At 69.7% G+C, this 23,133-nt stretch carries 21 protein-coding genes; 6 read left to right on the top strand and 15 right to left on the bottom strand.

The window, feature by feature from the left end; translation table 11 throughout:
• Positions 1-49 precede the first annotated feature (49 nt).
• The 5 genes from HDC36_RS05280 to HDC36_RS05260 form a co-directional block, all read right to left on the bottom strand.
• Positions 50-676 (bottom strand): TetR/AcrR family transcriptional regulator, encoded by a 627-nt coding sequence (locus HDC36_RS05280; protein ID WP_179565027.1) that lies wholly within the window; start codon positions 674-676, stop codon positions 50-52.
• Complete coding sequence (locus tag HDC36_RS05275) at positions 676-933, bottom strand: acyl-CoA-binding protein (protein ID WP_179565025.1); 258 nt, start codon at positions 931-933, stop codon at positions 676-678. The genes HDC36_RS05280 and HDC36_RS05275 overlap by 1 nt, the downstream gene beginning before the upstream one ends.
• Positions 934-1,030: 97 nt before the next feature.
• Positions 1,031-1,762, bottom strand: coding sequence for a hypothetical protein (locus tag HDC36_RS05270; protein WP_179565023.1), 732 nt, complete (start codon positions 1,760-1,762; stop codon positions 1,031-1,033).
• A 158-nt stretch (positions 1,763-1,920) separates the two neighbouring features.
• Positions 1,921-3,441, bottom strand: a complete 1,521-nt coding sequence (locus HDC36_RS05265; protein ID WP_179565021.1) for a 4-amino-4-deoxy-L-arabinose transferase — start codon at positions 3,439-3,441, stop codon at positions 1,921-1,923.
• Positions 3,442-3,452: 11 nt separating this feature from the next.
• The gene (locus tag HDC36_RS05260; RefSeq protein WP_179565019.1) at positions 3,453-4,565 is read right to left on the bottom strand and encodes a glycosyltransferase; all 1,113 of its coding nucleotides are present in this window, start codon (positions 4,563-4,565) and stop codon (positions 3,453-3,455) included.
• On the opposite strand from HDC36_RS05260, the gene HDC36_RS05255 reads away from it, so the two are divergent.
• Positions 4,534-5,175: a hypothetical protein gene (locus tag HDC36_RS05255; protein ID WP_179565017.1), complete on the top strand. Its 642-nt coding sequence runs from the start codon at positions 4,534-4,536 to the stop codon at positions 5,173-5,175. The genes HDC36_RS05260 and HDC36_RS05255 overlap by 32 nt on opposite strands.
• A gap of 240 nt (positions 5,176-5,415) precedes the next feature.
• Here the strand turns inward: HDC36_RS05255 and HDC36_RS05250 are convergent, their stop codons facing one another.
• The 5 genes from HDC36_RS05250 to hutI all read right to left on the bottom strand — a co-directional run bounded on the left by HDC36_RS05250 (position 5,416) and on the right by hutI (position 12,487).
• Positions 5,416-6,852, bottom strand: coding sequence for a serine hydrolase domain-containing protein (locus HDC36_RS05250; protein ID WP_179565015.1), 1,437 nt, complete (start codon positions 6,850-6,852; stop codon positions 5,416-5,418).
• Between the two features lie 192 nt (positions 6,853-7,044).
• Positions 7,045-8,712 (bottom strand): urocanate hydratase, encoded by a 1,668-nt coding sequence (gene hutU / locus HDC36_RS05245; protein ID WP_179565013.1) that lies wholly within the window; start codon positions 8,710-8,712, stop codon positions 7,045-7,047.
• Between the two features lie 63 nt (positions 8,713-8,775).
• Positions 8,776-9,657, bottom strand: coding sequence for an N-formylglutamate deformylase (gene hutG / locus HDC36_RS05240; protein WP_179565011.1), 882 nt, complete (start codon positions 9,655-9,657; stop codon positions 8,776-8,778).
• An 89-nt stretch (positions 9,658-9,746) separates the two neighbouring features.
• A complete protein-coding gene (gene hutH, locus HDC36_RS05235; RefSeq protein ID WP_179565009.1) occupies positions 9,747-11,288 on the bottom strand; it encodes a histidine ammonia-lyase in 1,542 nt (513 codons plus the stop codon).
• Entirely contained in the window at positions 11,285-12,487 is a 1,203-nt protein-coding gene (hutI, locus tag HDC36_RS05230) for an imidazolonepropionase (protein ID WP_179565648.1), read from the bottom strand. Before hutI ends, hutH begins: the two co-directional genes overlap by 4 nt.
• A 63-nt stretch (positions 12,488-12,550) precedes the next feature.
• On the opposite strand from hutI, the gene HDC36_RS05225 reads away from it, so the two are divergent.
• The 3 genes from HDC36_RS05225 to HDC36_RS05215 all read left to right on the top strand — a co-directional run bounded on the left by HDC36_RS05225 (position 12,551) and on the right by HDC36_RS05215 (position 16,882).
• A complete protein-coding gene (locus tag HDC36_RS05225) occupies positions 12,551-13,948 on the top strand; it encodes a formimidoylglutamate deiminase (protein ID WP_179565007.1) in 1,398 nt (465 codons plus the stop codon).
• A gap of 40 nt (positions 13,949-13,988) precedes the next feature.
• Positions 13,989-14,720, top strand: coding sequence for a histidine utilization repressor (hutC, locus tag HDC36_RS05220; RefSeq protein WP_179565005.1), 732 nt, complete (start codon positions 13,989-13,991; stop codon positions 14,718-14,720).
• Positions 14,721-14,893: 173 nt separating this feature from the next.
• The gene (locus tag HDC36_RS05215; RefSeq protein ID WP_179565003.1) at positions 14,894-16,882 is read left to right on the top strand and encodes an SDR family oxidoreductase; all 1,989 of its coding nucleotides are present in this window, start codon (positions 14,894-14,896) and stop codon (positions 16,880-16,882) included.
• 231 nt (positions 16,883-17,113) lie between these two features.
• Here HDC36_RS05215 and HDC36_RS05210 read toward each other — a convergent pair whose 3' ends face one another.
• The 3 genes from HDC36_RS05210 to HDC36_RS05200 form a co-directional block, all read right to left on the bottom strand.
• Positions 17,114-18,118 carry a restriction endonuclease gene (locus HDC36_RS05210; protein WP_179565001.1) on the bottom strand — a complete coding sequence of 335 codons (1,005 nt, stop codon included), beginning with the start codon at positions 18,116-18,118 and terminating at the stop codon, positions 17,114-17,116.
• 201 nt (positions 18,119-18,319) lie between these two features.
• A complete protein-coding gene (locus HDC36_RS05205; protein ID WP_179564999.1) occupies positions 18,320-18,955 on the bottom strand; it encodes a phasin family protein in 636 nt (211 codons plus the stop codon).
• Between the two features lie 83 nt (positions 18,956-19,038).
• Positions 19,039-20,313 carry a patatin-like phospholipase family protein gene (locus HDC36_RS05200; RefSeq protein WP_179564997.1) on the bottom strand — a complete coding sequence of 425 codons (1,275 nt, stop codon included), beginning with the start codon at positions 20,311-20,313 and terminating at the stop codon, positions 19,039-19,041.
• Positions 20,314-20,400: 87 nt separating this feature from the next.
• Here HDC36_RS05200 and HDC36_RS05195 point away from each other — a divergent pair, with 87 nt between their 5' ends.
• Complete coding sequence (locus HDC36_RS05195) at positions 20,401-21,120, top strand: hypothetical protein (protein ID WP_179564995.1); 720 nt, start codon at positions 20,401-20,403, stop codon at positions 21,118-21,120.
• 195 nt (positions 21,121-21,315) lie between these two features.
• Here the strand turns inward: HDC36_RS05195 and HDC36_RS05190 are convergent, their stop codons facing one another.
• Positions 21,316-21,591 carry a polyhydroxyalkanoic acid system family protein gene (locus tag HDC36_RS05190; RefSeq protein ID WP_003473856.1) on the bottom strand — a complete coding sequence of 92 codons (276 nt, stop codon included), beginning with the start codon at positions 21,589-21,591 and terminating at the stop codon, positions 21,316-21,318.
• A 119-nt stretch (positions 21,592-21,710) separates the two neighbouring features.
• Here HDC36_RS05190 and HDC36_RS05185 point away from each other — a divergent pair, with 119 nt between their 5' ends.
• A complete protein-coding gene (locus HDC36_RS05185) occupies positions 21,711-22,508 on the top strand; it encodes an FHA domain-containing protein (protein ID WP_179564994.1) in 798 nt (265 codons plus the stop codon).
• Here the strand turns inward: HDC36_RS05185 and msrQ are convergent.
• Complete coding sequence (gene msrQ / locus HDC36_RS05180; protein ID WP_179564993.1) at positions 22,477-23,106, bottom strand: protein-methionine-sulfoxide reductase heme-binding subunit MsrQ; 630 nt, start codon at positions 23,104-23,106, stop codon at positions 22,477-22,479. The two genes, HDC36_RS05185 and msrQ, sit on opposite strands and share 32 nt — an antisense overlap.
• Positions 23,107-23,133 lie beyond the last annotated feature (27 nt).

The following is a 23,133-nucleotide window of genomic DNA, read 5'->3' as shown; positions in this document are numbered from 1 at the left end:
CCTGGCACCTGGCGTCGTCGTCGCCTGCTGGGGGGCGCGTTCCCCGCGCTCAGTCCAGATAGGCCTGCATCAGCGTGGCCAGGTGCGCGCGCTCGGCCTCGCGCAGGAACGGACTGATCAGCAGCATCACCTGCACGATGCCGTGGCGGATCGCCAGTTGCTCGTCCTTCTCGCCGCGCGCGGCGGCGTAGTTGAGCCAGAACGTGGCCACCACCAGCACGTTGGTGGCGATGCCGCCCAGTTCCTGCGCGGTGGCGCGCATCGCCCCGGCCTGCGCCAGGCCCTGGAACACCGCCTGGGTGCTGTCGTCGGCGCGGCGCAGGATGCGCGCAAAGCGCAGGCGCAGGCGTCGGCTGCGGCTGAGGATCTCGATCAGGTCGCGGTACAGGAAGCGGTAGTCCCAGATGCACTCGAACACCAGGTGCAGCTGCAGCCAGATGTCCTCCAGCCCGGGCAGGCGCGCGCTCGGCAACTCCAGCGCCGCGTCCATGCGCTCCTCGTAGCGCGCGAACAGGTGCTCGATGATGTCGTCCTTGTTGCGGAAGTGGTAGTACAGATTGCCCGGGCTGATCTCCAGCTCGTCGGCGATATGGTTGGTGGTGACGTGCGGCTCGCCCTGCGCGTTGAACATCGCCAGGGCCGTGTCGAGAATGCGCCGGCGGGTGTCGCGCGCCATCAGGCCAGCAGCTTCTTCACCAGGTCCACGTACTTCTTCTGCGCCTCGGCCTGCGGCATGCCCTTGAGCTTGGCCCAGGCCTCGTACTTAGCGATGCCGACGAAGTCGAAGAACCCCGGCTTGGCGCCGGCGACGTCGCCTTCCGCGCCCTGTTTGTACAGCGCGTACAGGCGCAGCAAGGTGTCGTTGTCGGGACGCTCCTCGCGCTGCTTGATGTCCTTGGCCGCTTTTTCGAAGGCCGCCTTGATGTCTGCCATGTCGCTGCTCCCACCCGGATCGGGACGCATCACAGCACGCGCGACCGGTCCGGTCAACGCGGGCGCCAGGGGCGCGCGTTCGCCCGGTGGTGGTACGTCAGGCGACCGGTGCCGCGTGCAGTTCCGCGCTGGCCTGGGTCTGCGCCTGCCGCGCCAGCGATGCCTTGGCGGCGATCGAGCGGATGGCGTCGGTCACATCGGCGAGCGGGACGTGGCTGCTCAGCCGCTGGAACGTGTCGCGGCTGTTGTAGCCGGATCCGTCCTTCAGATATTGCTCGTACATCGCCAGCAGTTCGGTGCAGGCGGCGGTCAGGGTGTCCACGTTGCCCCTGGCCAGGGCGTGGCCGATCTGGTCCAGGCTGTGCAGGCAGTCGGAGAGCCAATGCAGGTCGTAGCGCGCGCTGCTCAGCTCCGGCGCGTTGTGGCCGCGGCTGTAGGCGCTGTAGCGGCGGATGCTCCGGGCCACCCGCGCCACATGCGCGAGCAGCGTGCCGATCTCCGCGGAAATGTCCAGGCGTTCCATCACCAGGATCGGCACCGGTGGCCGCTCCACGGCCTGCTCGGCCGGCGGCGCGTCCTGCTGCGCCTGCAGTTCCAGCGTCTGCCGCAGGCTGGCGTAGGCCTGTTGCAGCGCCTCCAGCTCGCGCGCGCTGACGGCCGCACGCGCCTTCATCTGCGACAGCGCGGCCTGGTGGCGGGCGAGGCTGTCCTGCACGCTCGCCTGTTGTTGTTGTTCGCGGCGCAGGCGGCCGAAGAAGACCCAGGCGAGAACGGTGGCGGTGATCGCCCAGAGCGCGACGGCGGGAGTCAGGTAGATCAGGATGCCCATGAAGGCTCCTCGAAACGTTGCATCTCTTGTCGGCGCCGTTTCGACGATCTTGAGCCCGCGTGTCGCAAGGCGTGACCGCGTTCCAGTTGCGCGCCGTTTGCGTGCGATCCAGGTGGCCGCAGGATGCGTCGCCCGCCAGCGCGGCGGCTTGGCCTGCGCTATTTGCCCAGCCTGGTCAGGACCGCGTTGACTTCGTATTCCCTGGGCACCTCCCCGGTACAGCCGCCGGCGCGCCGATAGACGCAGTAGGCCTTGCTGGAGCACCCCAGCAGCGCGTATTCCGGGGCCAGTGGCGGGGCCTGTGCCACCGACAGCACGGTGTCGTAGGCGCTGCGGTAACGCAATGCGGCGGCGTGGTCGTCGCGCGTGTCGAACAGGTAGATCGGGGTCTGGCGACCGTACAGGGCGTAGGCGGCGCTCAGTGGATTCGGTGGCCGGTACAACGCCATTCCGCAGGTGTCAGGGTCGGCGCCGGCCAGTTGCATCGCCGCGATCAAGGGGCGCCCGGATTTCCAGTAGCGTTTCACCGGCCCGGTGGTGGCCACCAGCAGCGAGGCCAGCAGCCACAGCAGCAGCGCCTGTCCGCACAGGCGCTGCAGACGCGGCTCGTCGCCGGCGGCGCGGCGCTGCAGCGCGTCGACGGTGCCGAACGCGGCCAGCACCACCAGCAGCGTGGTGGACAGCAGGACGAAGCGGTATTCCTTGTGCGGGATCAACGAATGCATCAACAGGTTGACCAGCGCCACCGCCAGCAGGACCGGGTAGCGCCGCGCGCCGAGGATGGCCAGCGGCACGATGCCCAGCGCCGCGAGCCGCCACTGGTTGCAGATCCGGGTCAGATACCAGTACGCCGGTTTGGTGCCGAAGCTGGCGCTTTTCTGCTCCACCAGGTTGATGTGGAAGTTGGCGTAGATCCAGCGCAACGGCGGCTGTCCTGCGACCAGCATGTCCACCGCCGCATCCACGCCCAGGCCGAGCAGGCCACCGGCTGTCAGCCACAGCCAGGCACGCCAGCGCAGGCCGCAGGCCCAGGCCGCGAGCACGAACAGCGCCGGCGCCAGCTGGAAGCGCGCCGAGAAGCACAGGCCGAGCAGCAGCCCGGCGCCTGCGTAGGTGGCCCGGGTGCGCTGCGCCAACGGCCGCGTGAGCAGCAGCGCGGCCGGAAAGAACAGCGCCATCGCCACCGGTTCGGACATCGCCCGCGGCCCGAAATAGACCAGTTCGGCCCAGATCGCGGCGACCACGCCGGCCATCGCGCCATGCAGCCGCGACAGGCGCATCCCCATGCCGGTGGCGCAGGCGACGGTGGACAGCGACAGCAGCACCAGCATCAGGCGCGGCAATGCCAATGTCAGGCCGCCGTCGGGCGCCAGCCAGGCGCCCAGCCGCATCGGCATGGCCAGCAAGGCGGGGATCAGCCAGGTGCGGATGCCGTCGCGGTATTCCCATGCCACCACCCAGTGCCCGAACACGAGGCGATGCGCCGGTTCCAGGTATTGCCAGATCTCGTCGGGGTGGTGGTAGTTGCTCGGCACCATCGCCAGCAGCCGCAGCAGCAGGGCCAGCCCCAGCACGCCTGCGAACATGCGCCGATCGGTGGACCACCACCATGCCAGGCGCGAGACGCCCGGCGTGCCGCCGATCGGCGGCCGGAGTTGGACCGCAAGCGAACCGGACATGGGCGGGCGCATCAGCGCGACGACACGCGCAGCTCGACCGCCACCGCCGCGGCTTGCGGCGGATTCAACGTCGACGACCATGCCGTGCGCTTGGCCGCGTGATAGTTCCACAACGCGGCGGCCACGCTGCCGGCGCCCGCCGCCAGCGCCCAGTTGACGCCGGCCGCGTGCAAGGCCCAGCCGATGCTTTCGTTGACGAACGCACCGAACATGCAGGCCAGATAGAACATCAGCAGGCCGCTGAGCATGCGTGCGCCACGTAGGCGGCAGTGGCGAAACGTCAGGATGTTGTTCATCAGGAAATTGCAGGTCATCGCCGCCATGATCGCCACCAGTTGCCCGATCCAGAACGGACAGCCGGCATGCAGCAGCGCCCACAACGCCGTCAGATGCACTGCCAGGCCGCCCAGCCCGACCGCGAAGAACAAGGCCATCTGCGCCGGCAGCAGCCCGCGCGTGCGCTTTTCCAGCAGCAGGGTCAGCAGGTCGGCCACCACGCGCGGATCCATCTTGGACACGCCGCCGCGGCGCTCGCCCAGTTGTGTGGGCACTTCGGCGGTGTTCGGGCGGCGGCGGCCGGAGGCCACCACGTCCACCAGGATCTTGAAGCCGAGCCCGGACAGGTGCGGACGCACGTCGGCGTACCAGTCGCGGGTCATCGCAAAGCAGCCGCTCATCGGATCGGCCAGCCGCGCGCCGAGCAGCAATTGGGTCAGGCGGACCGCACCGCGGCTCATCGCATGCCGGACCAGGCCCAGCCCGGAGCTGCGGCTGTGCAGATAGCGGCTGGCCACCACGACGTCCTGTCGGCCCTGCTCGAGGAGCCGGAACATCTGTGCGATCAGGCGCGGATCGTGTTGGCCATCGCCGTCCATGATCGCCAGGTACTGTCCATGCGCCGCATCCCATCCGGCGATCGCCGCGGAGGCCAGTCCTCGGCCTTCGCGCCGGCGCAGCAGGCGGATCTGGGGCGTGTGCGCGGCACAGGCCAGGACCGCCTGCGCGGTGAGCTCGTCGTGCGAATCGTCCACCACCACGATCTCGTGATCGATGCCGGCCATCGTTGCGGAGAGTTCGTCCAGGACGCCAGCGATGGCGTCCGACTCGTCCAGCGTGCAGATCACCACGGACAACCTTGGACCGGAAGAGCAGGGGGAAGCGGTGCCGATGGACGACATGGATGGCCTTGGCGGACTGGAGTTCGCCGAAGGTTCAAAACCGCCTGTTGCGCTCGATTGGCGAATTGCGCCGCCCGCTGCGATGCGCCAGCACGTGCCGGCGCGTGGCATCCGCAAAGCCGCCGCCGATCCGCCCGCGACCCTTGTGCCTGCAATCGATCGGCGTCCGCACGGCGCGTGCGCGGGCATGGCCGAAAAGCTTGAATCGCCCCTGACTGCTGCGACCGGCATCCTCTCCAGGGCGACAGCGGCACACCGCTATTGCGCGTATTTGCGCAATGTGCACAGGCTCTGGATTGGCGCGACGATGTCCGGTTCGTGGCCAATACAGCCGCAGCATCGCGGTCGGCACCGCAGGCTGCCCGGGTCGGGCGGCCTGCGGCGCAAGGCCATGGTCATCGGTCGGTGTCGGTCGGCAGACGCGTTCGCTTGCGATGTACGGCGTGCCGCTGTGTGTCCGGCCTGTTGCCACTGGCCGTTACCGGCCTCCAGCGGTTCGCGCAGTCCAGCGTTCGGATCGGCCGCGCGTTTCTGCGCGGTGAGCGCGTTGCGTTGATGCCCGCGATGTCTGCGATGCGAGCCGGCATGCCATGCAGTCCCTTGCGAGGCCATGCGCACCCCGCTGCCCCGTGACGCTTGCTCGAGCACGACTGTCGCGATGCGTGGCGGCGGTCCGGTTACGCTCCAGTCGGCGCGCTTTTCGTTGCGTTTGCGCTCGCTCGAACGCGTGGACCGGCATGCAATGCATTCTGCGCAGATCTGGTTCGGGGCGGGCGGCTGTTCAGCAAACGCGACCCTAAGGAATGGGCTTGGACAGTGCCTTCGACTTCGCGTACAGCGCCTTGGCGATCTCGGCATCGCCCAGCGCGGCGCGGCATTCGGCCAGGCTGTCCCAGGCATTGGCCGAGTCCGGATACAGCTCGGTGTTGAGGGTGAACACCTTCAGCGCCCTGCCTGCACCGAGACTCTCGCGGATGGCGTAGCCGCTGGCATTGATCGCGCGTTCCCGCTCACTGGCGGGGACGCCGTCGCCATCGCGCAGCCACGCACGCATGGCGTCCGCAGCGCCGGCGCGTTCGTCCATCGCGTAGGCGATCAAGCGTTCGGCGAGGACCGCATGCGGGAACTCCTTCGGCGCGACCTGCGCCATCGTGCTTTCCACCAGCGTGCTGGACCAGACATTGCGGGCGCTGCCGTTGGTGAAGTACACGAATACCCAATAGCCGCTGGCCAGGGTGCCCTTGTAGGCCAGTCTCGCCCGCACGCGGGTGCCGCCATCGTGGCCGACCTGGGTATAGCCATCGCTGCGGGTGGTATCCCATCCGGTGGAAAAGAAGTTGCTGCCGCCGCCGGTCAGCATCTGCGGTTGCCACAGTCTTTCCAGGGTTGCCGTGCGCACCAGCTTGCCGTTGGCCAGCGCCTGCAGGAATCGGTTGATGTCGCCTACGGTGGTCTGCAGGTCGGCGTGGCCCCAGCCGTAGCTCGGCCAGGGGTCTTCATTGGCCGGCTGCAGCGTGCCGTCCTTGCCGATGTACGGCACGGCCGCGCGATCCGGCGGGACGCTGGCCAGGCCCCACGACGTGCTGCGCATCTTCAGTGGCTGCAGGATGCGTTCGCGTGCGATGGCCGGGTAAGGCTTGCGGTAATGCGCTTCCAGCAGGGCAGTCAGCACCAGGTAGTTGGCCTGCGTGTACTGCACACGGCTGCCGGTGGCGAACTGCATCGGTGCCGCGCCGGCAACCTTCAGCGCAGCGGCGAGGTCGGGCGCCACGCCGGGGTAGCCCTTGCTCACCCAACGGTTGTCCACACGGTCGTAGTACTCGGCAATGCCGGAGCTGTGATTGAGGAAATCGCGGACGCGGATCGCCTGCCACGCGGCCGGCAGGTCCGGGACGTAGCGGTTGGCTGGGGCATCCAGATCCACCTTGTCCTGATCCACCAGCTGCATCACCAGCGTGCTGGTCAACAGCTTGGCCATCGACTGCGCGGCGAAGATGGAATCGACGGTGGCCGGCGCGTGGGTGGCCGGATCGCGTTCGCCGCTGGCACCCTGGTAGAGCACCTGGCCATTGTGTGCGACCAGCACCGCCTGACCGGCGATGCCATAGCGTTCGCGGTTGGCCTGCAGCTGGGCGTCCAATTGCGAGGCGAGGTCGTGCGGTGTATCCCGAGCCGAAGCAGGCAGGCTGCCGAGCAGGGCGCAGAGCAGTGCGACAGCAAAGGCGCGAGACATCGCGGTGATCCGTCAGCGGCGATCGCGCATCATCGTCACGACCGGGGACAGGGTCAAGCGTGCGTAGCCGAGCCTTTGCGCGGCTGCTCCTGGATGAGGCAGCGTGCGCCCGGATCCATTGAGCCGATGCCCGGCTCTACGGAAAGAGGGCGCTTGCAGGCCAGCGACCTGCATGCGCCCAGCGGCACTCGGTCAGCCCACAATCCCAGGCAGATCCAGTCCCTTCTCCTTCGCGCATTCCACCGCGATCTCATACCCCGCATCCGCATGGCGCATCACACCGGTCGCCGGGTCGTTCCACAGCACGCGCGCGATGCGCTTGGCCGCCGCCTCGCTGCCGTCGCAGACGATGACCATGCCGGCGTGCTGGGAGAAGCCCATGCCGACGCCGCCGCCGTGGTGCAGCGAGACCCAGGTGGCGCCGCTGGCGGTGTTGAGCAGGGCGTTGAGCAGCGGCCAGTCGGAGACGGCGTCGGAGCCGTCGGCCATCGCTTCGGTCTCGCGGTTGGGCGAGGCGACGCTGCCCGAATCCAGATGGTCGCGGCCGATCACCACCGGTGCTTTCAGTTCGCCACTGGCCACCATCTCGTTGAACGCCAGACCCAGGCGGTCGCGGTCGCCCAGGCCGACCCAGCAGATGCGCGCCGGCAGGCCCTGGAACTTGATCTTCTCGGCGGCCATGTCCAGCCAGCGGTGCAGGTGCGGGTTGTCCGGGATCAGATCCTTGACCTTGGCATCGGTCTTGGCGATGTCCTCCGGATCGCCGCTCAGCGCCGCCCAGCGGAACGGGCCGATGCCGCGGCAGAACAGCGGGCGGATGTAGGCGGGCACGAAGCCGGGGAAGTCGAAGGCATTCTCGACGCCTTCTTCCAGCGCCATCTGCCGCAGGTTGTTGCCGTAGTCCACGGTCGGCACGCCGAGCGCGTGGAAGGCGAGCATGGCGCGGATGTGGTTGGCCATCGAGTCGCGCGCGGCGGCCTCGACTTCCTTCGGCGCGCTGGCGCGCTTTTCGTCCCACTGCTTGACGCTCCAGCCCTGCGGCAGGTAACCGTTGACCGGGTCGTGCGCGGAGGTCTGATCGGTCAACAGGTCCGGCTTGACCCCGCGGACCAGCAGCTCGTCCAGCACGTCGGCGACATTGCCGAGCAGGCCGACCGACAGCGGTTTCTTCGCCGTGCACGATTCCTCGATCAGGCGCAGCGCTTCGTCCAGGTCGTCGGTCCAGGTGTCGAGATAGCCGGTGCGCAAGCGCATGTCGATGCTGCTCTTGCGGCATTCCACCGCCAGGCACGAGGCGCCGGCCATCACCGCGGCCAGCGGCTGCGCGCCGCCCATGCCGCCGAGGCCGCCGGTGAACAGCCACTTGCCGGCCAGGCTGCCGGCGTAGTGCTGGCGGCCCATCTCGACGAAGGTTTCGTAGGTGCCCTGGACGATGCCTTGCGCGCCGATGTAGATCCAGCTGCCGGCGGTCATCTGGCCGTACATGGCCAGGCCCTTTTTATCGAGCTCGTTGAAGTGGTCCCAGGTGGCCCAGCGCGGCACCAGGTTGGAATTGGCGATCAGCACGCGCGGCGCATCGGCGTGGGTGCGGAACACGCCGACCGGCTTGCCGGATTGCACCAGCAGGGTCTGGTCGTCGTCCAGGCGCTTGAGCGCGGCCACGATCGCGTCGAAGGACTCCCAGTCGCGCGCGGCGCGGCCGATGCCGCCGTACACCACCAGTTCCTGCGGGCGTTCGGCCACGTCCGGATGCAGGTTGTTCATCAGCATGCGCAGCGGCGCTTCGGTCAGCCAGCTCTTGCAGGTGAGGGTGCTGCCGGTGGGCGCTTGGATCGTGCGGGTGGTGTCGAGGCGGGTCATGCGGATTCCTTGATCTGAAGAGTCCGCACATGCAGGTGCGGGGTTTGCGAAGGATTCGCAGCGTCAAACGTTCGTGGAGGGCGGTGCGGGTGCCGGCGAGGAATGCGCGCTGTCGCGGGCGAAGTCCAGGCACGCCTGCAGCACCTGCTGCAGCACCGCACGCAGCGGCGCGGCGTAGTCCGGCTGCCACGGCGAGGGCCAGTTGTCCGGCGCCACCTCGGCCGGTTCGTGCATGTAGCCGCGGCAGGCCAGTTCCATCTGGATCGCATGCACGCCGCGCCGCGGCGCGGCGTGGTGGCGCGTGCTCCAGCCGCCCTTGAAGCGGCCGTTGCGCACGTGGCTGAAGCCGCTGCCGGCGCAGACCCGTTCGACCGCATCGGTCAGCGCGGGGGCGCAACTGCTGTCGTTCGCGCCGGAGGGCCCGGCGCTGCCGATATTGAACTGCGGCAGTTCGCCGTCGAACAGGTGCGGGATGCGCGAGCGGATCGAATGCGCGTCGTAGACCACGATGGCCGGGTGATGCGCACGCAGGCGCTCGATCTCCGCGTCGAGGGCGGCATGGTAGGGATCGAACCAGTGCGCGCGGCGCGCCGCGATCTCGTCCGCGTCCGGCTCGGCGCCGGGGCGATACAGCGGTTGCGCGTCGAAGGTGGTCAGCGGGCACAAGCCGGTGGTGTTCTGCCCCGGATACAGCGACGTGCCGCCGGGATCGCGATTGACGTCGATGACCGACCGCGAGATCGCGGTGCGCACGGTGGTGGCGCCGAGCGCGGCGGCGAAGGCGTACAGCTGGTCCACCCACCAGTCGGCATCGCGTTGCGCCAGCCACGGCGACACGAAGCGATCGGCCAGCGCTGCCGGCAGCTCGGTGCCGGTATGCGGAAAGCTGACGATCAGCGGCGCATCGCCGCGATGGAGGGTGAGCCAGTCGGGGAGGGTGGTCATGCGGGGCCTCGCTTTTTGTAGGAGCGGCTTCAGCCGCGACCGGGTTTTACCGGTAAGGCCCGGTCGCGGCTGAAGCCGCTCCTACAGGGTCATGGTCCGGACGTTGCGTCGGGCAGGGACACATCGACCGCTTCGGCCAGCGCGCCGCCGCGCACCAGCGCCGTGGCGGCCAGCATGTCCGGATGGAAATAGCGGTCGTCCTGCAGCGCCGGCACCTGCGCGCGCAGTAGCGCGCGCGCCGCTTCCAGCGCGGCGCTGGAGGTCAGCGGCGCATGGAAGTCGCAACCCTGCGCGGCGGCCAGCAGTTCGATGCCGACCACGTTGGCCGCGTTCTCGGCCATCGCCAGCAGCCGCCGCGCGCCATGCGCGGCCATCGACACGTGGTCTTCCTGGTTGGCCGAGGTCGGGATCGAATCGACGCTGGCCGGGTAGGCGCGCTGCTTGTTCTCCGACACCAGCGCGGCGGCGGTGACCTGCGGGATCATGAAGCCGGAGTTGAGCCCCGGCTTCGGAGTCAGGAACGCCGGCAGCCCGGACAGTGCCGGATCCACCAGCATGGCCACGCGGCGTTCGCTGATCGAGCCGATCTCGCACACCGCCAGCGCCAGCATGTCGGCGGCGAAGGCCACCGGCTCGGCGTGGAAGTTGCCGCCGGACAGCGCCTCGCCGGTGTCGCTGAACACCAGCGGATTGTCGGATACGCCGTTGGCCTCGATCGCCAGCGTGGTCGCAGCCTGGCGCATCACGTCCAGCGCCGCGCCCATCACCTGCGGCTGGCAGCGCAGGCAGTACGGATCCTGCACGCGCACGTCGTTGTCGCGGTGCGAATCGCGGATCGCTGAGCCGTGCATCAGTTCGCGCAGCGCGGCGGCGGTGGCGATCTGCCCGCGCTGCCCGCGCAAGGCGTGGATGCGCGGATCGAACGGCGTGTCCGACCCCTTCGCCGCTTCGGTGGACAGCGCGCCGGCGACCAGCGCGGCATGGAACACGCGCTCGATCTCGAACAGCCCGGCCAAGGCGTAGGCGGTGGAATACTGCGTGCCGTTGAGCAGCGCCAGACCTTCCTTCGCGCCCAGCGCCAGCGGCTGCAGCCCGGCCTGCGCCAACGCCTGCGCGGCGGGCAGGCGCTGGCCGCCGACGAAGGCCTCGCCGACCCCGATCATCACCGTGGCCAGATGCGCCAGCGGCGCCAGGTCGCCGGAGGCGCCGACCGAACCCTGGCACGGCACCACCGGGATCACGTCGTGCCGCAACAACGCTTCCAGCAGCGCCAGCGTGGCCGGGCGCACGCCGGACGCCCCCTGCGCCAGACTGGCCAGCTTCAGCGCCAGCATCAGCCGCACCACCGGCACCGGCATCGGCTCGCCGACCCCGGCCGCATGCGACAGCACGATATTGCGCTGCAGGGTATCCAGGTCTTCGCGCTCGATGCGCACGCTGGCCAGCTTGCCGAAGCCGGTATTGATGCCGTACACCGGCGCACCCTTGGCGACGATCGCCTCCACCGTCTGCGCGCTGCGCAGCACCGCTTCGGCGCAGGCAGGATCCAGGCGCACGCCGGCGCCGCGGTACACGGCGCGCCACTGTGCCAGGCTCACTGCGCCCGGGCGCAGCACGATCTCGTTGCTCATTGTCCCCTCCAGATGCGCGCATGCAGCGGGTTGAAGCCCATGCGATAGACCAGTTCGGCCGGTTGTTCGATGTCCCAGATCGCCAGGTCGCACTGCAGCCCGGCACGCAGCCGGCCAACCTGTTCGTAGCGTCCGAGCGCGCGCGCCGCCTCGCGGGTGAAGCCGGCGATGCATTCGGCCACGCTCATGCGGAACAGCGTCGCCGCCAGGTTCATCGCCAGCAGCGGGCTGGTCAGCGGCGAGGTGCCGGGATTGCAGTCGGTGGCCAGCGCGCGCGGCACGCCGGCGGCGCGCAGTGCGGCGATCGGCGGCAGCTGCGTGTCGCGGGTGAAGTAGAACGCGCCCGGCAGCAGCACCGCCACGGTGCCGGCGGCCGCCATCGCGGCGATGCCGGCGTCGTCCAGGTACTCGACGTGGTCGGCCGAGCGCGCGCCGTAGCGCGCCGCCAGCGCCGCGCCGCCCTGATTGGATAGCTGTTCGGCATGGATCTTCAGCGCCAGGCCATGCCGCTGCGCGGCCTGGAACACCTGCTCGGTCTGCGCCGGGGTGAAGGCGAGGTGCTCGCAGAACACGTCCACCGCTTCGGCCAGGCCTTGTGCGGCGACGGCAGGAATCATCCGTTCGCAGACTTCGTCGATGTAGGCCTGCGCCTCGGCGCCGGGCGGCACCGCGTGCGCGCCGAGGAAAGTCGGCGCCACTGCGACCGGGCGCAGTTCGCCCAGGCGCCGCGCCACCCGCAGCATGCGCAGTTCGTCGTCCAGGGTCAGTCCGTAGCCCGACTTGATCTCCACCGTGGTCACGCCTTCGGCGAGCAGCGCGTCCAATCGCGGCAGGCTCGCAGCGAGCAGCGCGGCTTCGTCGGCGGCGCGGGTGGCGCGCACGGTGGCGACGATGCCGCCGCCGGCACGGGCGATGTCGGCGTAGCTGGCGCCGAGCAGGCGTTGCTCGAACTCGCCGGCGCGGTTGCCGGCGTAGACCAGGTGGGTATGGCAGTCGATCAGGCCCGGGCCGATCCAGCGTCCGCCGCAATCGACGCTGTGCTGCGCGGCCAACGGTTCCGGCAGCGCCGCGGCGGCGCCGGCATAGACGATGCGTCCGTCGCGGCAGGCGACCACGCCGTCGCGGACCAGGCCCAGGCCGCCGTCGTCGGCGTCCAGGGTCATCAGGTGAGCGTTGTGCCAGAGCGTGTCGCAGGGCATGGTCACAGGCGGGCTCGTCGGTTATTTTGTATATACAATATTGTGGTCGACGGAGGGTGTCCAGTGCAGACCCTGGCGCAGCAACAGGCAGGCGGGAACGAGGCGGCGAGCGGTTTCTGGTGCGCGCAGGCGCTGCTGCCGGAGGGCTGGGCGCGCGAAGTGCGGATCGAGGTGCGTGGCGGGCGCATCGCCGCGGTGCAGTCCGGCGTGGTCGCCGCGTCCGGCGACCATGCGCTGGCCATCGCCGTGCCCGGGCTGGGCAACCTGCACAGCCACGCGTTCCAGCGCGGCATGGCCGGGCTGACCGAGGTCGGCGGCCGCAGCGGCGACAGCTTCTGGAGCTGGCGCGAGCTGATGTACCGCTTCCTGCAGCGGCTGGACCCGGACAGCATGCAGGCCATTGCCGAACAGGCCTACGTCGAAATGCTCGAGGCCGGCTTCACCCGCGTCGGCGAATTCCATTACCTGCACCACGCCGCCGATGGCCGGCCGTATGCCGACCGCGCGGAGATGGCGCAGCGCCTGGCCGCCGCCGCGCAGAGCATCGGCATCGGCCTGACCCTGCTGCCGGTGTTCTACGCGCATGCCGATTTCGGCGGCGCCGCGCCGAATCCGGCGCAGCGGCGGCTGATCCATGACGTGGACGGTTACGCCGAACTGCTCGACGGCAGCCGCCGCGCGCTGCGCGGCCTCGACGACGCGGTGCTGGGCATCGCCCCGCACAGCCTGCGCGCGGTGACCCCGGACGAACTGGCCGCGCTGCTGCCGCTGTGCGACGGGCCGGTGCACATCCACATCGCCGAGCAGACCCGCGAGGTCGAGGCCTGCCTGGCCTGGAGCGGGCAACGGCCGGTGCAGTGGTTGTTGGCGCATGCGCCGGTGGACGCGCGCTGGTGCCTGGTCCATGCCACCCATGTCGATGCCGCCGAAGTGCAGGCCATCGCCAGCAGCGGCGCGGTGGTCGGCCTGTGCCCGATCACCGAGGCCAACCTCGGCGACGGGCTGTTCCCGATGCGCGCCTTCGTCGACGCCGGCGGGCGCTTCGGCGTCGGTTCCGATTCCAACGTGCTGATCGATGTGGCCGAGGAACTGCGCCTGCTCGAATACGGCCAGCGCCTGCAGCTGCGCGGGCGCAACGTGCTCGCCGTTGACGCCGCGCAGTCCAGCGGCCGTTTCCTGTTCCAGTCCGCGGCGCAGGGCGCGGCGCAGGCGCTGGGCGTGGAACAGGGCCTGCGCGTCGGCGCGCCGGCCGATCTGGTCGAACTGGATCCGGCGCATCCGGCGCTGTGCGCGCGCAACGGCGACGCCTTGCTGGACAGCTGGATCTTCGCCGCGCGGCGCGGCGCGGTGCGCTCGGTCTGGCGCAACGGCCGCGCACTGGTGCGCGAGGGCCGCCATCATCGCCGCGAGGCGGTCGCTGCGGCTTATGCGCGCGCGCTGACCGCGCTGTTGGACGCATGATCCGGCAGCGCCTGCGGTACGCTGCCGCGCGGACGCGCCGATGAGCCCGTCCCGGCCCGCGGCGACGCTCAACCACCGCATCCGCAGCGACATCGAAGGCCGCATCCGCAGCGGCGAATGGCCGCCGGGCCATCGCATCCCGTTCGAGCACGAACTGATGGCGCAGTACGCCTGCTCGCGGATGACGGTCAACAAGGTGCTGGCGCTGCTCGCCGACGCCGGCATGATCGAGCGCCGCCGCCGCGCCGGCTCGTTCGTGGCGCGGCCGCATCCGCACATGGAACAGGTGGCGCTGGAGATCCCCGACATTCCGGTCGAGGTCGCCGCGCGCGGCCATGCCTATCGCTTCGAACTGCTGGATCGGCGCCAGCGCGCGCCGCGCGCCGAACTGCCGCAGGAAGCCGAGGTCGCTGCCGCCGGCACGCTGCTGTCGCTGCACTGCCTGCATTTCGCCGACGGGCGCCCGTTCGCGCTGGAGGAGCGGGTGATCAATCCGGTGGCGGTGCCGGAAGCGCTGCAGATGGATTTCGCGGTCGTCGTGCCCGGCAGCTGGCTGCTGCAGCACGTGCCGTGGACCCGCGCCGAGCACCGCATCAGCGCCGTCGGCGCCAACCCCGCGCAGGCGGCGCGGCTGCAGGTGGCCGCCGGCACCGCCTGCCTGCTGATCGACCGGCAGACCTGGCGCGGCGAACAGGCCGTCACCTTCGTGCGCCAGGTGTTCCTCGGCGACACCTACGACCTGGTCGCACGCTTCTCGCCAGGCGTGCGTTGAGCGCCACGCGGCAGGCGAAACCCGCCGTGTCGTGGACGACCGATGCTGCGCTGCCGCACGCGGCGCGTGCGCGCCGTACCCCGGCGTGCGTTTGTCCTGCCTGCCGCACTCTGGCAAGTTAGCGGCCAGGACGGGGCGAGGGGCCGCGGCCGCAGCACGAGGGATGGTTCGGCATGACGTATTTCGTTACGGGCGCCACCGGTTTCATCGGCCGTTATCTGATGGCCAACCTGATGCGGCGCAAAGGCCTCATCCACGTCCTGGTCCGCAAGGAGTCGCAACGCAAGTTCGATGCGCTGGTGCGCGAGCAGGGCTGGGACGCCAAGCGCCTGGTCGTGCTGCACGGCGATGTCGGTGCCGACTGTTGCGGCCTGGACGAGGCGCAACGCAAGACGCTGCGCGGCAAGGTCAAGCACTTCTTCCATCTGGCCGCGCTGTACGACCTCACCGCCAAGGCCGAGGCGCAGCGCGTGGCCAATCTCGACGGCACCCGCAACGCGCTGGAGCTGGCCGCGCAGATCGGCGCCGGCGTCTTCCACCACACCAGTTCGATCGCGGTGGCCGGGCTGTACCCGGGCATCTTCCGCGAAGACATGTTCGAAGAGGCCGAAGGCCTGGACGATCCCTACCTGCGCACCAAGCACGACGCCGAGGCGCTGGTGCGCGCGGAAACCCGGATCAAGTGGCGGATCTACCGCCCCGGCATGGTGGTCGGCGATTCGCGCACGGGCGCGATCGACAAGATCGACGGGCCGTACTACTTCTTCCCGCTGATCAAGAAGCTGCGCCAGCTGCTGCCGCCGTGGGCGCCGATGCTGGGCATCGAGGGCGGGCGCATCAACCTGGTGCCGGTGGATTTCGTCGCCGATGCGATGGACCACATCGCGCACAAGCCCAAGCTCGACGGCCACACCTTCCACCTCACCGATCCGGAGCCGCTGCGCGTGGGCGAGGTGCTCAACGTGTTCTGCCGCGCCGGCCACGCGCCGGAAATGACCTTGCGGGTGGATGCGCGGATGTTCGCGTTCGTGCCGGCGGGGATCCGTGCCGCGGTCGGCGGGCTGCCGCCGATCCGCCGCTTCACCGGCATGCTGTTGCGCGATTTCCGCATCCCGCGCGAGGTGCTGAAGTTCATCACCTATCCCACGCGCTTCGACAGCCGCGAGACCGAGCGCGCGCTGAAGGGCAGCGGCATCGCCGTGCCGCGGCTGGAAGACTATGCCTGGCGCCTGTGGGACCACTGGGAACGGCACCTGGACCCGGACCTGTTCGTGGACCGCACGCTGAAGGGCAAGGTGCGCGGCAAGGTGGTGCTGATCACCGGCGGCTCCTCCGGCATCGGCCTGGCCACCGCGCAGCGCGTCGCCGAAGCCGGCGCCACCACCATCATCGTCGCCCGCGGCGAACAGGAACTGTTTGCCGCACGCGATGCGATGAACGCCAAGGGCGGCAAGGTGTTCGCCTATACCGCCGACCTGTCCGACCTGGCCGGCTGCGATGCGCTGCTCAAGACCGTGCTTGAAGCGCACGGCCACGTCGACGTGCTGATCAACAACGCCGGCCGCTCGATCCGCCGCTCGATCGAACTCAGCTATGACCGCTTCCACGATTTCGAGCGCACCATGCAGCTGAACTACTTCGGCAGCCTGCGCCTGATCATGGGCGTGCTGCCGGGCATGACCGGGCGGCGCAAGGGCCACATCATCAACGTCAGCTCGATCGGCGTGCTGGCCAATTCGCCGCGTTTCTCCGCCTACGTGGCCTCCAAGGCGGCGCTGGACGCGTGGAGCCGCTGCGCGCAGGGCGAGCTGTCCGGCAAGGGCATCAGCTTCACCACGGTCAACATGCCGCTGGTGAAGACGCCGATGATCGCGCCGACCAAGATGTACGACAGCGTGCCGACGCTGAGCGTGGAGGAAGCCGCCGATCTGATGGTCAAGGCGATCATCGAGCGCCCGAGCCGGGTGGCGACGCGGCTGGGCATCTTCGCCGCGCTGGTCAACGCGGTGGCGCCGAAGGCCTACGAGGTGGTGATGAACACCGCCTTCGAACTGTTCCCGGATTCGGCCGCGGCCAAGGGCGACCGCAAGGCGCTACGCGAGGCCAAGCCCAGCCAGGAGCAGATCGCGTTCGCGGCGCTGATGCGGGGCGTGCATTGGTGATGAGCCGGGATTGGGGATTTGGGATTGGGGATTCGCAAGAGCGTTAGCACCTGCGAGTCCATCGTCCCGCTGTTTGCATCCGGTGCGGCAAAGCGCTTTTACCAATTAGCCGGGATTGGGGATTGGGGATTCGCAAGAGCGTTAGCATCTGCAAGTTCATCGTCCCGCAGTTGCATCCGGCGCGGCAAAGCCGCTTTTACCAATCCCGAATCCCGACTCCCCAATCCCGGCTCAAAACGTCCTACATTGCCGCCAGCGCACCGGCTCGTCGCGGTCCGGGCGTGGATTGAGCTGGATGCGCACGGTGCGCAGCGAGGGATAGCGCTCCACTTCCTTGCAGATCCGCGGCCACACCTGCGCGTCGTCGTCGCTGCGGTCGATCACCAGCGTCATCTGGGTCTGCCAGATGCCGCGGATCACGCCGGGCGTGCTGGCCAGGGCCTTGGAGACCGAATGGCGATACTCGGCCTCGGTGGCCGGGTCGGGGTCTGCGCTTGCCGGCGGTGCTCCGGTGACGGATGCGGCAGCGGCCGTTGCCGCAGGCGCGGCCACCGGCGTGGTGCCTGGTGCCGGCGGCGCTGCCGGCGTGGGCGCGGCGGGCGCGTGGGGCGCGACCACGGACGTGGCACCGTCGCTGCGCTGCTGCAGCGCCAGCCCGCCCAGTCCCACCAGCAGGCCCAGGGTCAGCGCGGCCAGTGCGGCGATCGCGGTATGCCGCTGCGCACGCCGGCGACTGGCGCCGATCACCCCGTCCTCCAGTTCGCTGGGCAGGTAGCGCTTGAGCATCGGCCAGATGCGGCGGCCGTCGAGGATCTCCACCGACTGCTTGTCGGCCGCGGCGATGCCGTCGCGCTGCACCTTGCCCTCGGTGACCAGGATGCCGCCCTGCGCGCCCATCAGCCGTGCCGCGGCCCCCAGTTCGTTGACCGCGGCCGAGCCGATCCGGTAGGCGCGGCCGTGCTTGCACGACAGCAGCCAGCGCGCATCGCCGCGGGTCATCACGAAATCGCTCTGCGGTTCCTGGGAAACGTCCTCGTCGGCCACCGCGTCGTGCAGGTCGCGCTGCTCGCGCATCGCGCGCCGCACCATGCGCGAGAAATCGCGCCAATGCAGTCCGGCCAGCGCATGCAGCCCGGCGGTGGTCTCGTTCTCGCGGCGCCGGACCACCCACAGGTAGAGCGTGGCAGCGAGCCATGCTCCCACTGCCAAGACCGTTGCCACTATCCAGGAAAACATGCTCGCACCCGCGTAACGCTATTCGATGACGCCAGTCTATCGCCAGCGTGTCACAGCGCCGGCAAGGCGACAGCGGGGAACGGCGGACAGCAGAAGACCCGCCAGTCCGAAGCCGAGAGGGGAGGGGAGCAAACGGTCTTCAGATGGACTGGCGGGTCCGTCCCGATTGTCGGAAAAAATCTGCTGCTTTGCAACAAAACCTTATTCGGCCGCTGCCGGTGCCGCTGCGCGCTTGCGGCTGGCGCGTTTCGGCGCGGGCGCGGCGCTGGCCACGACCGGACCGGCACGGCGTCGCGCCGGCGCTGCCTGCTTGGCCGGGCGGGGTTTGGGCGCGGCGGTCTTTGCCGCCTTCTTGGCTGCCGGCGCCTTGGCCGGCGCCTGGCGTGCGCGACGGCCGCTGCCGAGGTTGCGCAGTTCGGCATTCAAAGCGTCTACGCGGTCGACCAGGGTGCCGAGGTCTTCGCGGCTGGGCACTTCCAGTCTGCGCAACGCGCGCTGCACCCGGTCCTCGAACACCTTCTCCAACCGGTCCCAGGTGTCGGCGGCGCGCTCGCGCGCCTGGCCGACCCGGTTCTCCACCACGTCGCGCACCGCATCGACGCCGCCGCCGGCCAGCTTGCGCGTGCTCTGCTCCAGGGTCAGGCCTTCCTTGACCAGGGTTTCGAACAGCTTGCCGCCTTCGGCCTGGGCACGGCCGAACGCGCCGACCCCGGCCAGCCACACCTGCTGCGCGGATTCGCCCAGACGCTTGGACAGCTTTTCCGCCTGCGCCTGCAGGCCCTCGTCGGCAGCGGCGGCAGACTTCTTCTTGCGTGCGGATTTCTTCAGGGTGGCCATGACGATGCGGTTCCTTCGGCGGTTGGGTGGCTGGATTCGAGACTCACGGCGTTGGTTAGAGTAATCACACCAGCGCCGGCGCCTCAGTCGGCGGAAAGCGGCGGCGCGCGCCGGGTGCGGCGGGTGGCGCGGCGCCGGGCGATGACCTGGTCGACGTCGTCGAGCGCGCGGCGCAGGCGCGCGGTGGCTTCGGTGGTGCGCCCTTGCTGCACGTCCACGCCGTCGATGAAGGTGCGATGGCGATCGTTGAGGATGTCGTGGCGCAGCGCGATGCCGTGCGCGGCCAGCATCGGCTCCAGCACGTCGGCGTTGCGGCGCAGGTCGGCCAGCGTGTTGCGATAGGCCAGCTGGCAGACGCGGTGGCGCGCGGCATAGCTGAACAGATTGGTGAAGAACAGTTCGCTGTTGTCGGCGTTGGGCTCGAACACCAGCTGGTCCACGCGCGGATATTGCCGCGCGTACTTCTCCAGCCCTACCTGCATGCGCGACTGCAGGAGGGTGCGGAAGGTCTGCGACAGCACAGCCGGCAGGCCGCCGTTGAGCAGCCGCGCGCGGTCGATCTGGCCGTTGCGGCGCGGCGCGTGGGTGGCGTCGTAGGGCACCAGCGGGTTGATCCCGATCATCAGGTCGATGCCGCGCTCCAGCAGGGTGGAGGCATGCATCGTGCGCCGCAGCGCGCCGTCGACGTAGTGGTGGCCGTCGATCTCCACCGGCGGATACAGCCCCGGCAGCGCGGCGCTGGCCTGCACCGCCAGCGAGATCGGCACCTGGTCCAGGCCCGGTTCGCCGAAGCGCACGGTGCGGCCGCTGTCCAGGTCCACCGCGACCACGAACAGGTCGGTGTCCAGCGCGCGGAAATCGTTGCTGCGGCCGCGGCGGCTGAACACGTCCTGCATGAAGCGCTCGACCCCGGCGTTGTCGAACAGCCCGCTGGGCACCAGTCCGCCGAAGCGGGTGATCAGGTCCGACCAGCGGGTCTTGCGCGGTTCGGTCAGCAGGTCGTGCCACCAGCCGTAGGCGAGCTTGGGCAGGGTCGCGGCGCGGCGCAGGTATTCGTAGACGTTGGGGCGGAGGAAATCCTCAGGCCGGAAGTGCGCATCGTCGCTGTTGCCGGTGACGAAGATCCGGCAGATCTCGGCGCTGCTGATGCGATTGGCCAGGCCGGCGGTCAGGAACGCGCCGGAACTGACGCCGACGTAGCAATCCAGCCGGGTCAGGTCGAGTCCGTCCAGGGCCTCGTCCAGCGCGCGCAACGCGCCGAGTCCGTACATGCCGCCGATCGGGCCGCCGCCGGCGATGGCCAGGCCGATACGGCCGTGGGAACGGGGGCGTGGCGAGGCGCTGTGGAGGGAAAGCATGCGCGGTCCGCGAAGGGCGTTGGCCGGAGTGTAGCCGAGCGGCATGATGCTTGCGGTCACGCGCGGCGACCAGCATCATCGGCGCCCATGGCGCGCAGCAATCCCGTCCTGGAACGACTCGGCCGCCGTCTGGCGTGGCATCAGGCCGTGCACGATCCGGCGCACGAGCCGCGCAATGCGCTGCGCTGGCTGCAGGAACTGCGGCGCTGGCAGACGCAGCGGCTGGAGCGCAGCTTCGAACACTTCCTGGAGGACCCGCAGCGGCGCCCGGCGGCGATGTTCTTCCTGACCGACGTCTATGGCGACCGCGATTTCAGCCGGCGCGATGCCGACATCGTCAAGGTGCTGCCGATGATGCAGCGGCTGATGCCGGCCACGCTGCTGGACACGGTCGCCGACGGCATCGAGCTGGGCGTGCTGACCCACGCGCTGGACCTGCGCATGGCCGAAGCGCTGCAGGCGCTGGCGCCGCGCCGCAAGCGCCTGGACGACGAGCTGTACGCCGAGGCCTACCGGCACACCGGCCTGCGCCGCCTGCGCCTGCATCAGATCGACCTGATCGCCAGCGTCGGCCTGGGCCTGGCCACCGCGGTGCACACCCCGGGCGTGCGCATGCTGCTGCGCTTCGCACGCGGCCCGGCCAAGGCGGCGGGGCTGTCGGAGCTGCAGGGGTTCCTGGAACGGGGTTTCGACGCGTTCTCCAAGCTCGGCGACGCGGAAGGCTTCATCGGCGACATCGAGACCACGGAGCGCGAAGTCTCGCGGCGCCTGTTCGCCGGGCACCCGCAGCCGTTCGCGTTCGACTGAGCGGGCCGGACCCTCACCCCAACCCCTCTCCCGGTGGGAGAGGGGCTAGCCTGTCCCTTCTCCCATCGGGAGAAGGTGGCCCGCAGGGCCGGATGAGGGTACGGGCGAAGCCTCGCGCGCCCAAACACAGCGAGCCGCTTCGTGCCGGACCCTCACCCCACAACCCCGCTCCCGACGGGAGAAGGGCTTTGCCGCTCAGCCCAGCTTTTCCGCCAGCACGCGGCGGATCTCGCTTTCCACCGTGCCTTTCAGCGCCGACAGCAGGAAGCCCAGTTCGGCGGTGACATGCACCTGCTTGGGCAGCAGTTCGATGCGCCCGTCCACGCCGGAGCGCGAGAACAGCAGCGCATCGCCGTCCCAGCGCGATTCCAGGTCGAAACGTTCGGACAGCTTCTTGGCGGCGTCTTCGATCGCCTTGCGCGCCTGTGCGGGGGTCTTGCCGTGGTCGTGGCGGATGTCGATGCTGGACATGCTGGCTCCTGTGCGGGCATGCGGCCCGCGGAAAAGATCAGGCATTGTGCGTATGCGCGGAGTGTTGTCCAGGTGCGGCGCGCTTCTTCAAGCGCGGGCAACCTGCTAGGCTCCCCGCCGTGCCCGACCTGCAAGTCCATTTCAGCAACCGCCAGCAACCCGACCGGCCCTTGCGCGCGGGCGTGCACCGCATCGTGCGGCAGGCGTCCGGGCATGTGCGCGTGGTCGACGACACCCAGGGCGCGCTGCTGCTGGCGCAGTTCTGCCTGGACCGGCGCGGGCTGTGGCTGCAGGTCGCCAACGGCGTCCGCGGCATTCACGTGAACGGGCGTCCGGTGCGGCGCATGGCGCTGCTGCGCGCCGGCGATGCGGTCTATGCCGATGGCGTGGAAATGGTGGTCCGGGGCGTGTGCGAGCCGCTGCAGCGCCTGCCCGATGCGGCGGAAGGCGAGGGCGACGATCCGCGGCTGGTATTGCGCGGGGTCGGCGGCCAGCATCATGGCCGCAGCTATACCCTGGACCGGGTGCGCAGCATCGGCCGCCTGCGCGACTGCGATATCTGCATCGACGATCCCGCTTTCGCCGAACGCCACGCGCGCCTGGAGCGCCATGGCGAACGCGTGCTGCTGCGCGGGCTCGGCGATGCGCAGACCCAGGTCAACGGCAATGCGGTACGCGATTGCTGGCTGCAGCCTGGCGACCAACTGGTGTTCGACACGCAGCACCGCTTCGTGCTGGAAGTGCCGCAGGCGGCGGCCGGCGAGCCGCTGAAGCACGATCCGGCCAGCGTCCCGCTGGCCGCCGCAGCGGAGCCCGCACCGCGCCCGGCCACCGCGCTGCGCTGGCCGTGGCTGCTGCTCAGCGCCTTGCTGCTGGCGGCCGCGCTCAGCGGGCTGCTGTGGTTCGGCGCGCGCTGAGCGCCCGCCAGCCGCGCCAGCCCAGCAGCAACGCCAGGATCGCCGCGTACAGCAGCGGTTCGCGGATGTCCGATTTCACCAGCCACCAGAAATGCAGCACCGCCAGCACGCCGATCGCGTAGATCGCCTTGTGCAGCTTGCCCCAGTTGCGCTTGAGCCGGCGCATCCAGCCCTGGGTGGAGGTGATCGCCAGCGGGATCAGCAGCAGCCAGGCGATGAAGCCGACGGTGATGTAGGGACGTTTGACGATGTCCTCGAAGATCTGCGCCCAGTAGCCGCGCAGATCCAGGCCCAGATACACGCCCAGGTGCACGCAGGCGTAGAAGAACGCGTACAGCCCGAGCATGCGCCGGAACCGCAGCAGCCCGGATTGCCCGCTCAGCTGCCGCAGCGGCGTGATCGCCAGGGTCAGCAGCAGCAGGCGCAGTGCCCACAGCCCGGTGCGGTGCTCGATCTCGGCGACCGGATCGGCGCCGAGCGCATCGCTGCCGCTCTGCCACACCTGCCAGAACTGCCAGCCCAGATAGGCCAGCGGCGCCAGCGCGAGCGCATGCACCAGCGTCTTGGCCGCGATCAACGAAGCGGATGTCTTAGCCATGCGGTCTCAGTACGTCGGCGGCGGCTA

It is taken from the genome of Xanthomonas sp. JAI131 (genome assembly GCF_013410075.1).
Lineage (GTDB): Bacteria > Pseudomonadota > Gammaproteobacteria > Xanthomonadales > Xanthomonadaceae > Xanthomonas_A > Xanthomonas_A bonasiae.
The sequence above is the reverse complement of the archived record's forward strand: the minus strand, read 5'-3'. Positions and strand labels throughout refer to the sequence as shown.

Coding starts and splice junctions, on each gene's coding strand:
- HDC36_RS05280 (WP_179565027.1), bottom strand. CDS start 676: ATGGCGCGCGACACCCGCCGGCGCATTCTCGACACGGCCCTGGCGATG.
- HDC36_RS05275 (WP_179565025.1), bottom strand. CDS start 933: ATGGCAGACATCAAGGCGGCCTTCGAAAAAGCGGCCAAGGACATCAAG.
- HDC36_RS05270 (WP_179565023.1), bottom strand. CDS start 1,762: ATGGGCATCCTGATCTACCTGACTCCCGCCGTCGCGCTCTGGGCGATC.
- HDC36_RS05265 (WP_179565021.1), bottom strand. CDS start 3,441: ATGTCCGGTTCGCTTGCGGTCCAACTCCGGCCGCCGATCGGCGGCACG.
- HDC36_RS05255 (WP_179565017.1), top strand. CDS start 4,534: ATGGCGTCCGACTCGTCCAGCGTGCAGATCACCACGGACAACCTTGGA.
- HDC36_RS05250 (WP_179565015.1), bottom strand. CDS start 6,852: ATGTCTCGCGCCTTTGCTGTCGCACTGCTCTGCGCCCTGCTCGGCAGC.
- hutU (WP_179565013.1), bottom strand. CDS start 8,712: ATGACCCGCCTCGACACCACCCGCACGATCCAAGCGCCCACCGGCAGC.
- hutG (WP_179565011.1), bottom strand. CDS start 9,657: ATGACCACCCTCCCCGACTGGCTCACCCTCCATCGCGGCGATGCGCCG.
- hutH (WP_179565009.1), bottom strand. CDS start 11,288: ATGAGCAACGAGATCGTGCTGCGCCCGGGCGCAGTGAGCCTGGCACAG.
- hutI (WP_179565648.1), bottom strand. CDS start 12,487: ATGCCCTGCGACACGCTCTGGCACAACGCTCACCTGATGACCCTGGAC.
- hutC (WP_179565005.1), top strand. CDS start 13,989: ATGAGCCCGTCCCGGCCCGCGGCGACGCTCAACCACCGCATCCGCAGC.
- HDC36_RS05215 (WP_179565003.1), top strand. CDS start 14,894: ATGACGTATTTCGTTACGGGCGCCACCGGTTTCATCGGCCGTTATCTG.
- HDC36_RS05210 (WP_179565001.1), bottom strand. CDS start 18,118: ATGTTTTCCTGGATAGTGGCAACGGTCTTGGCAGTGGGAGCATGGCTC.
- HDC36_RS05205 (WP_179564999.1), bottom strand. CDS start 18,955: ATGGCCACCCTGAAGAAATCCGCACGCAAGAAGAAGTCTGCCGCCGCT.
- HDC36_RS05200 (WP_179564997.1), bottom strand. CDS start 20,313: ATGCTTTCCCTCCACAGCGCCTCGCCACGCCCCCGTTCCCACGGCCGT.
- HDC36_RS05195 (WP_179564995.1), top strand. CDS start 20,401: ATGGCGCGCAGCAATCCCGTCCTGGAACGACTCGGCCGCCGTCTGGCG.
- HDC36_RS05190 (WP_003473856.1), bottom strand. CDS start 21,591: ATGTCCAGCATCGACATCCGCCACGACCACGGCAAGACCCCCGCACAG.
- msrQ (WP_179564993.1), bottom strand. CDS start 23,106: ATGGCTAAGACATCCGCTTCGTTGATCGCGGCCAAGACGCTGGTGCAT.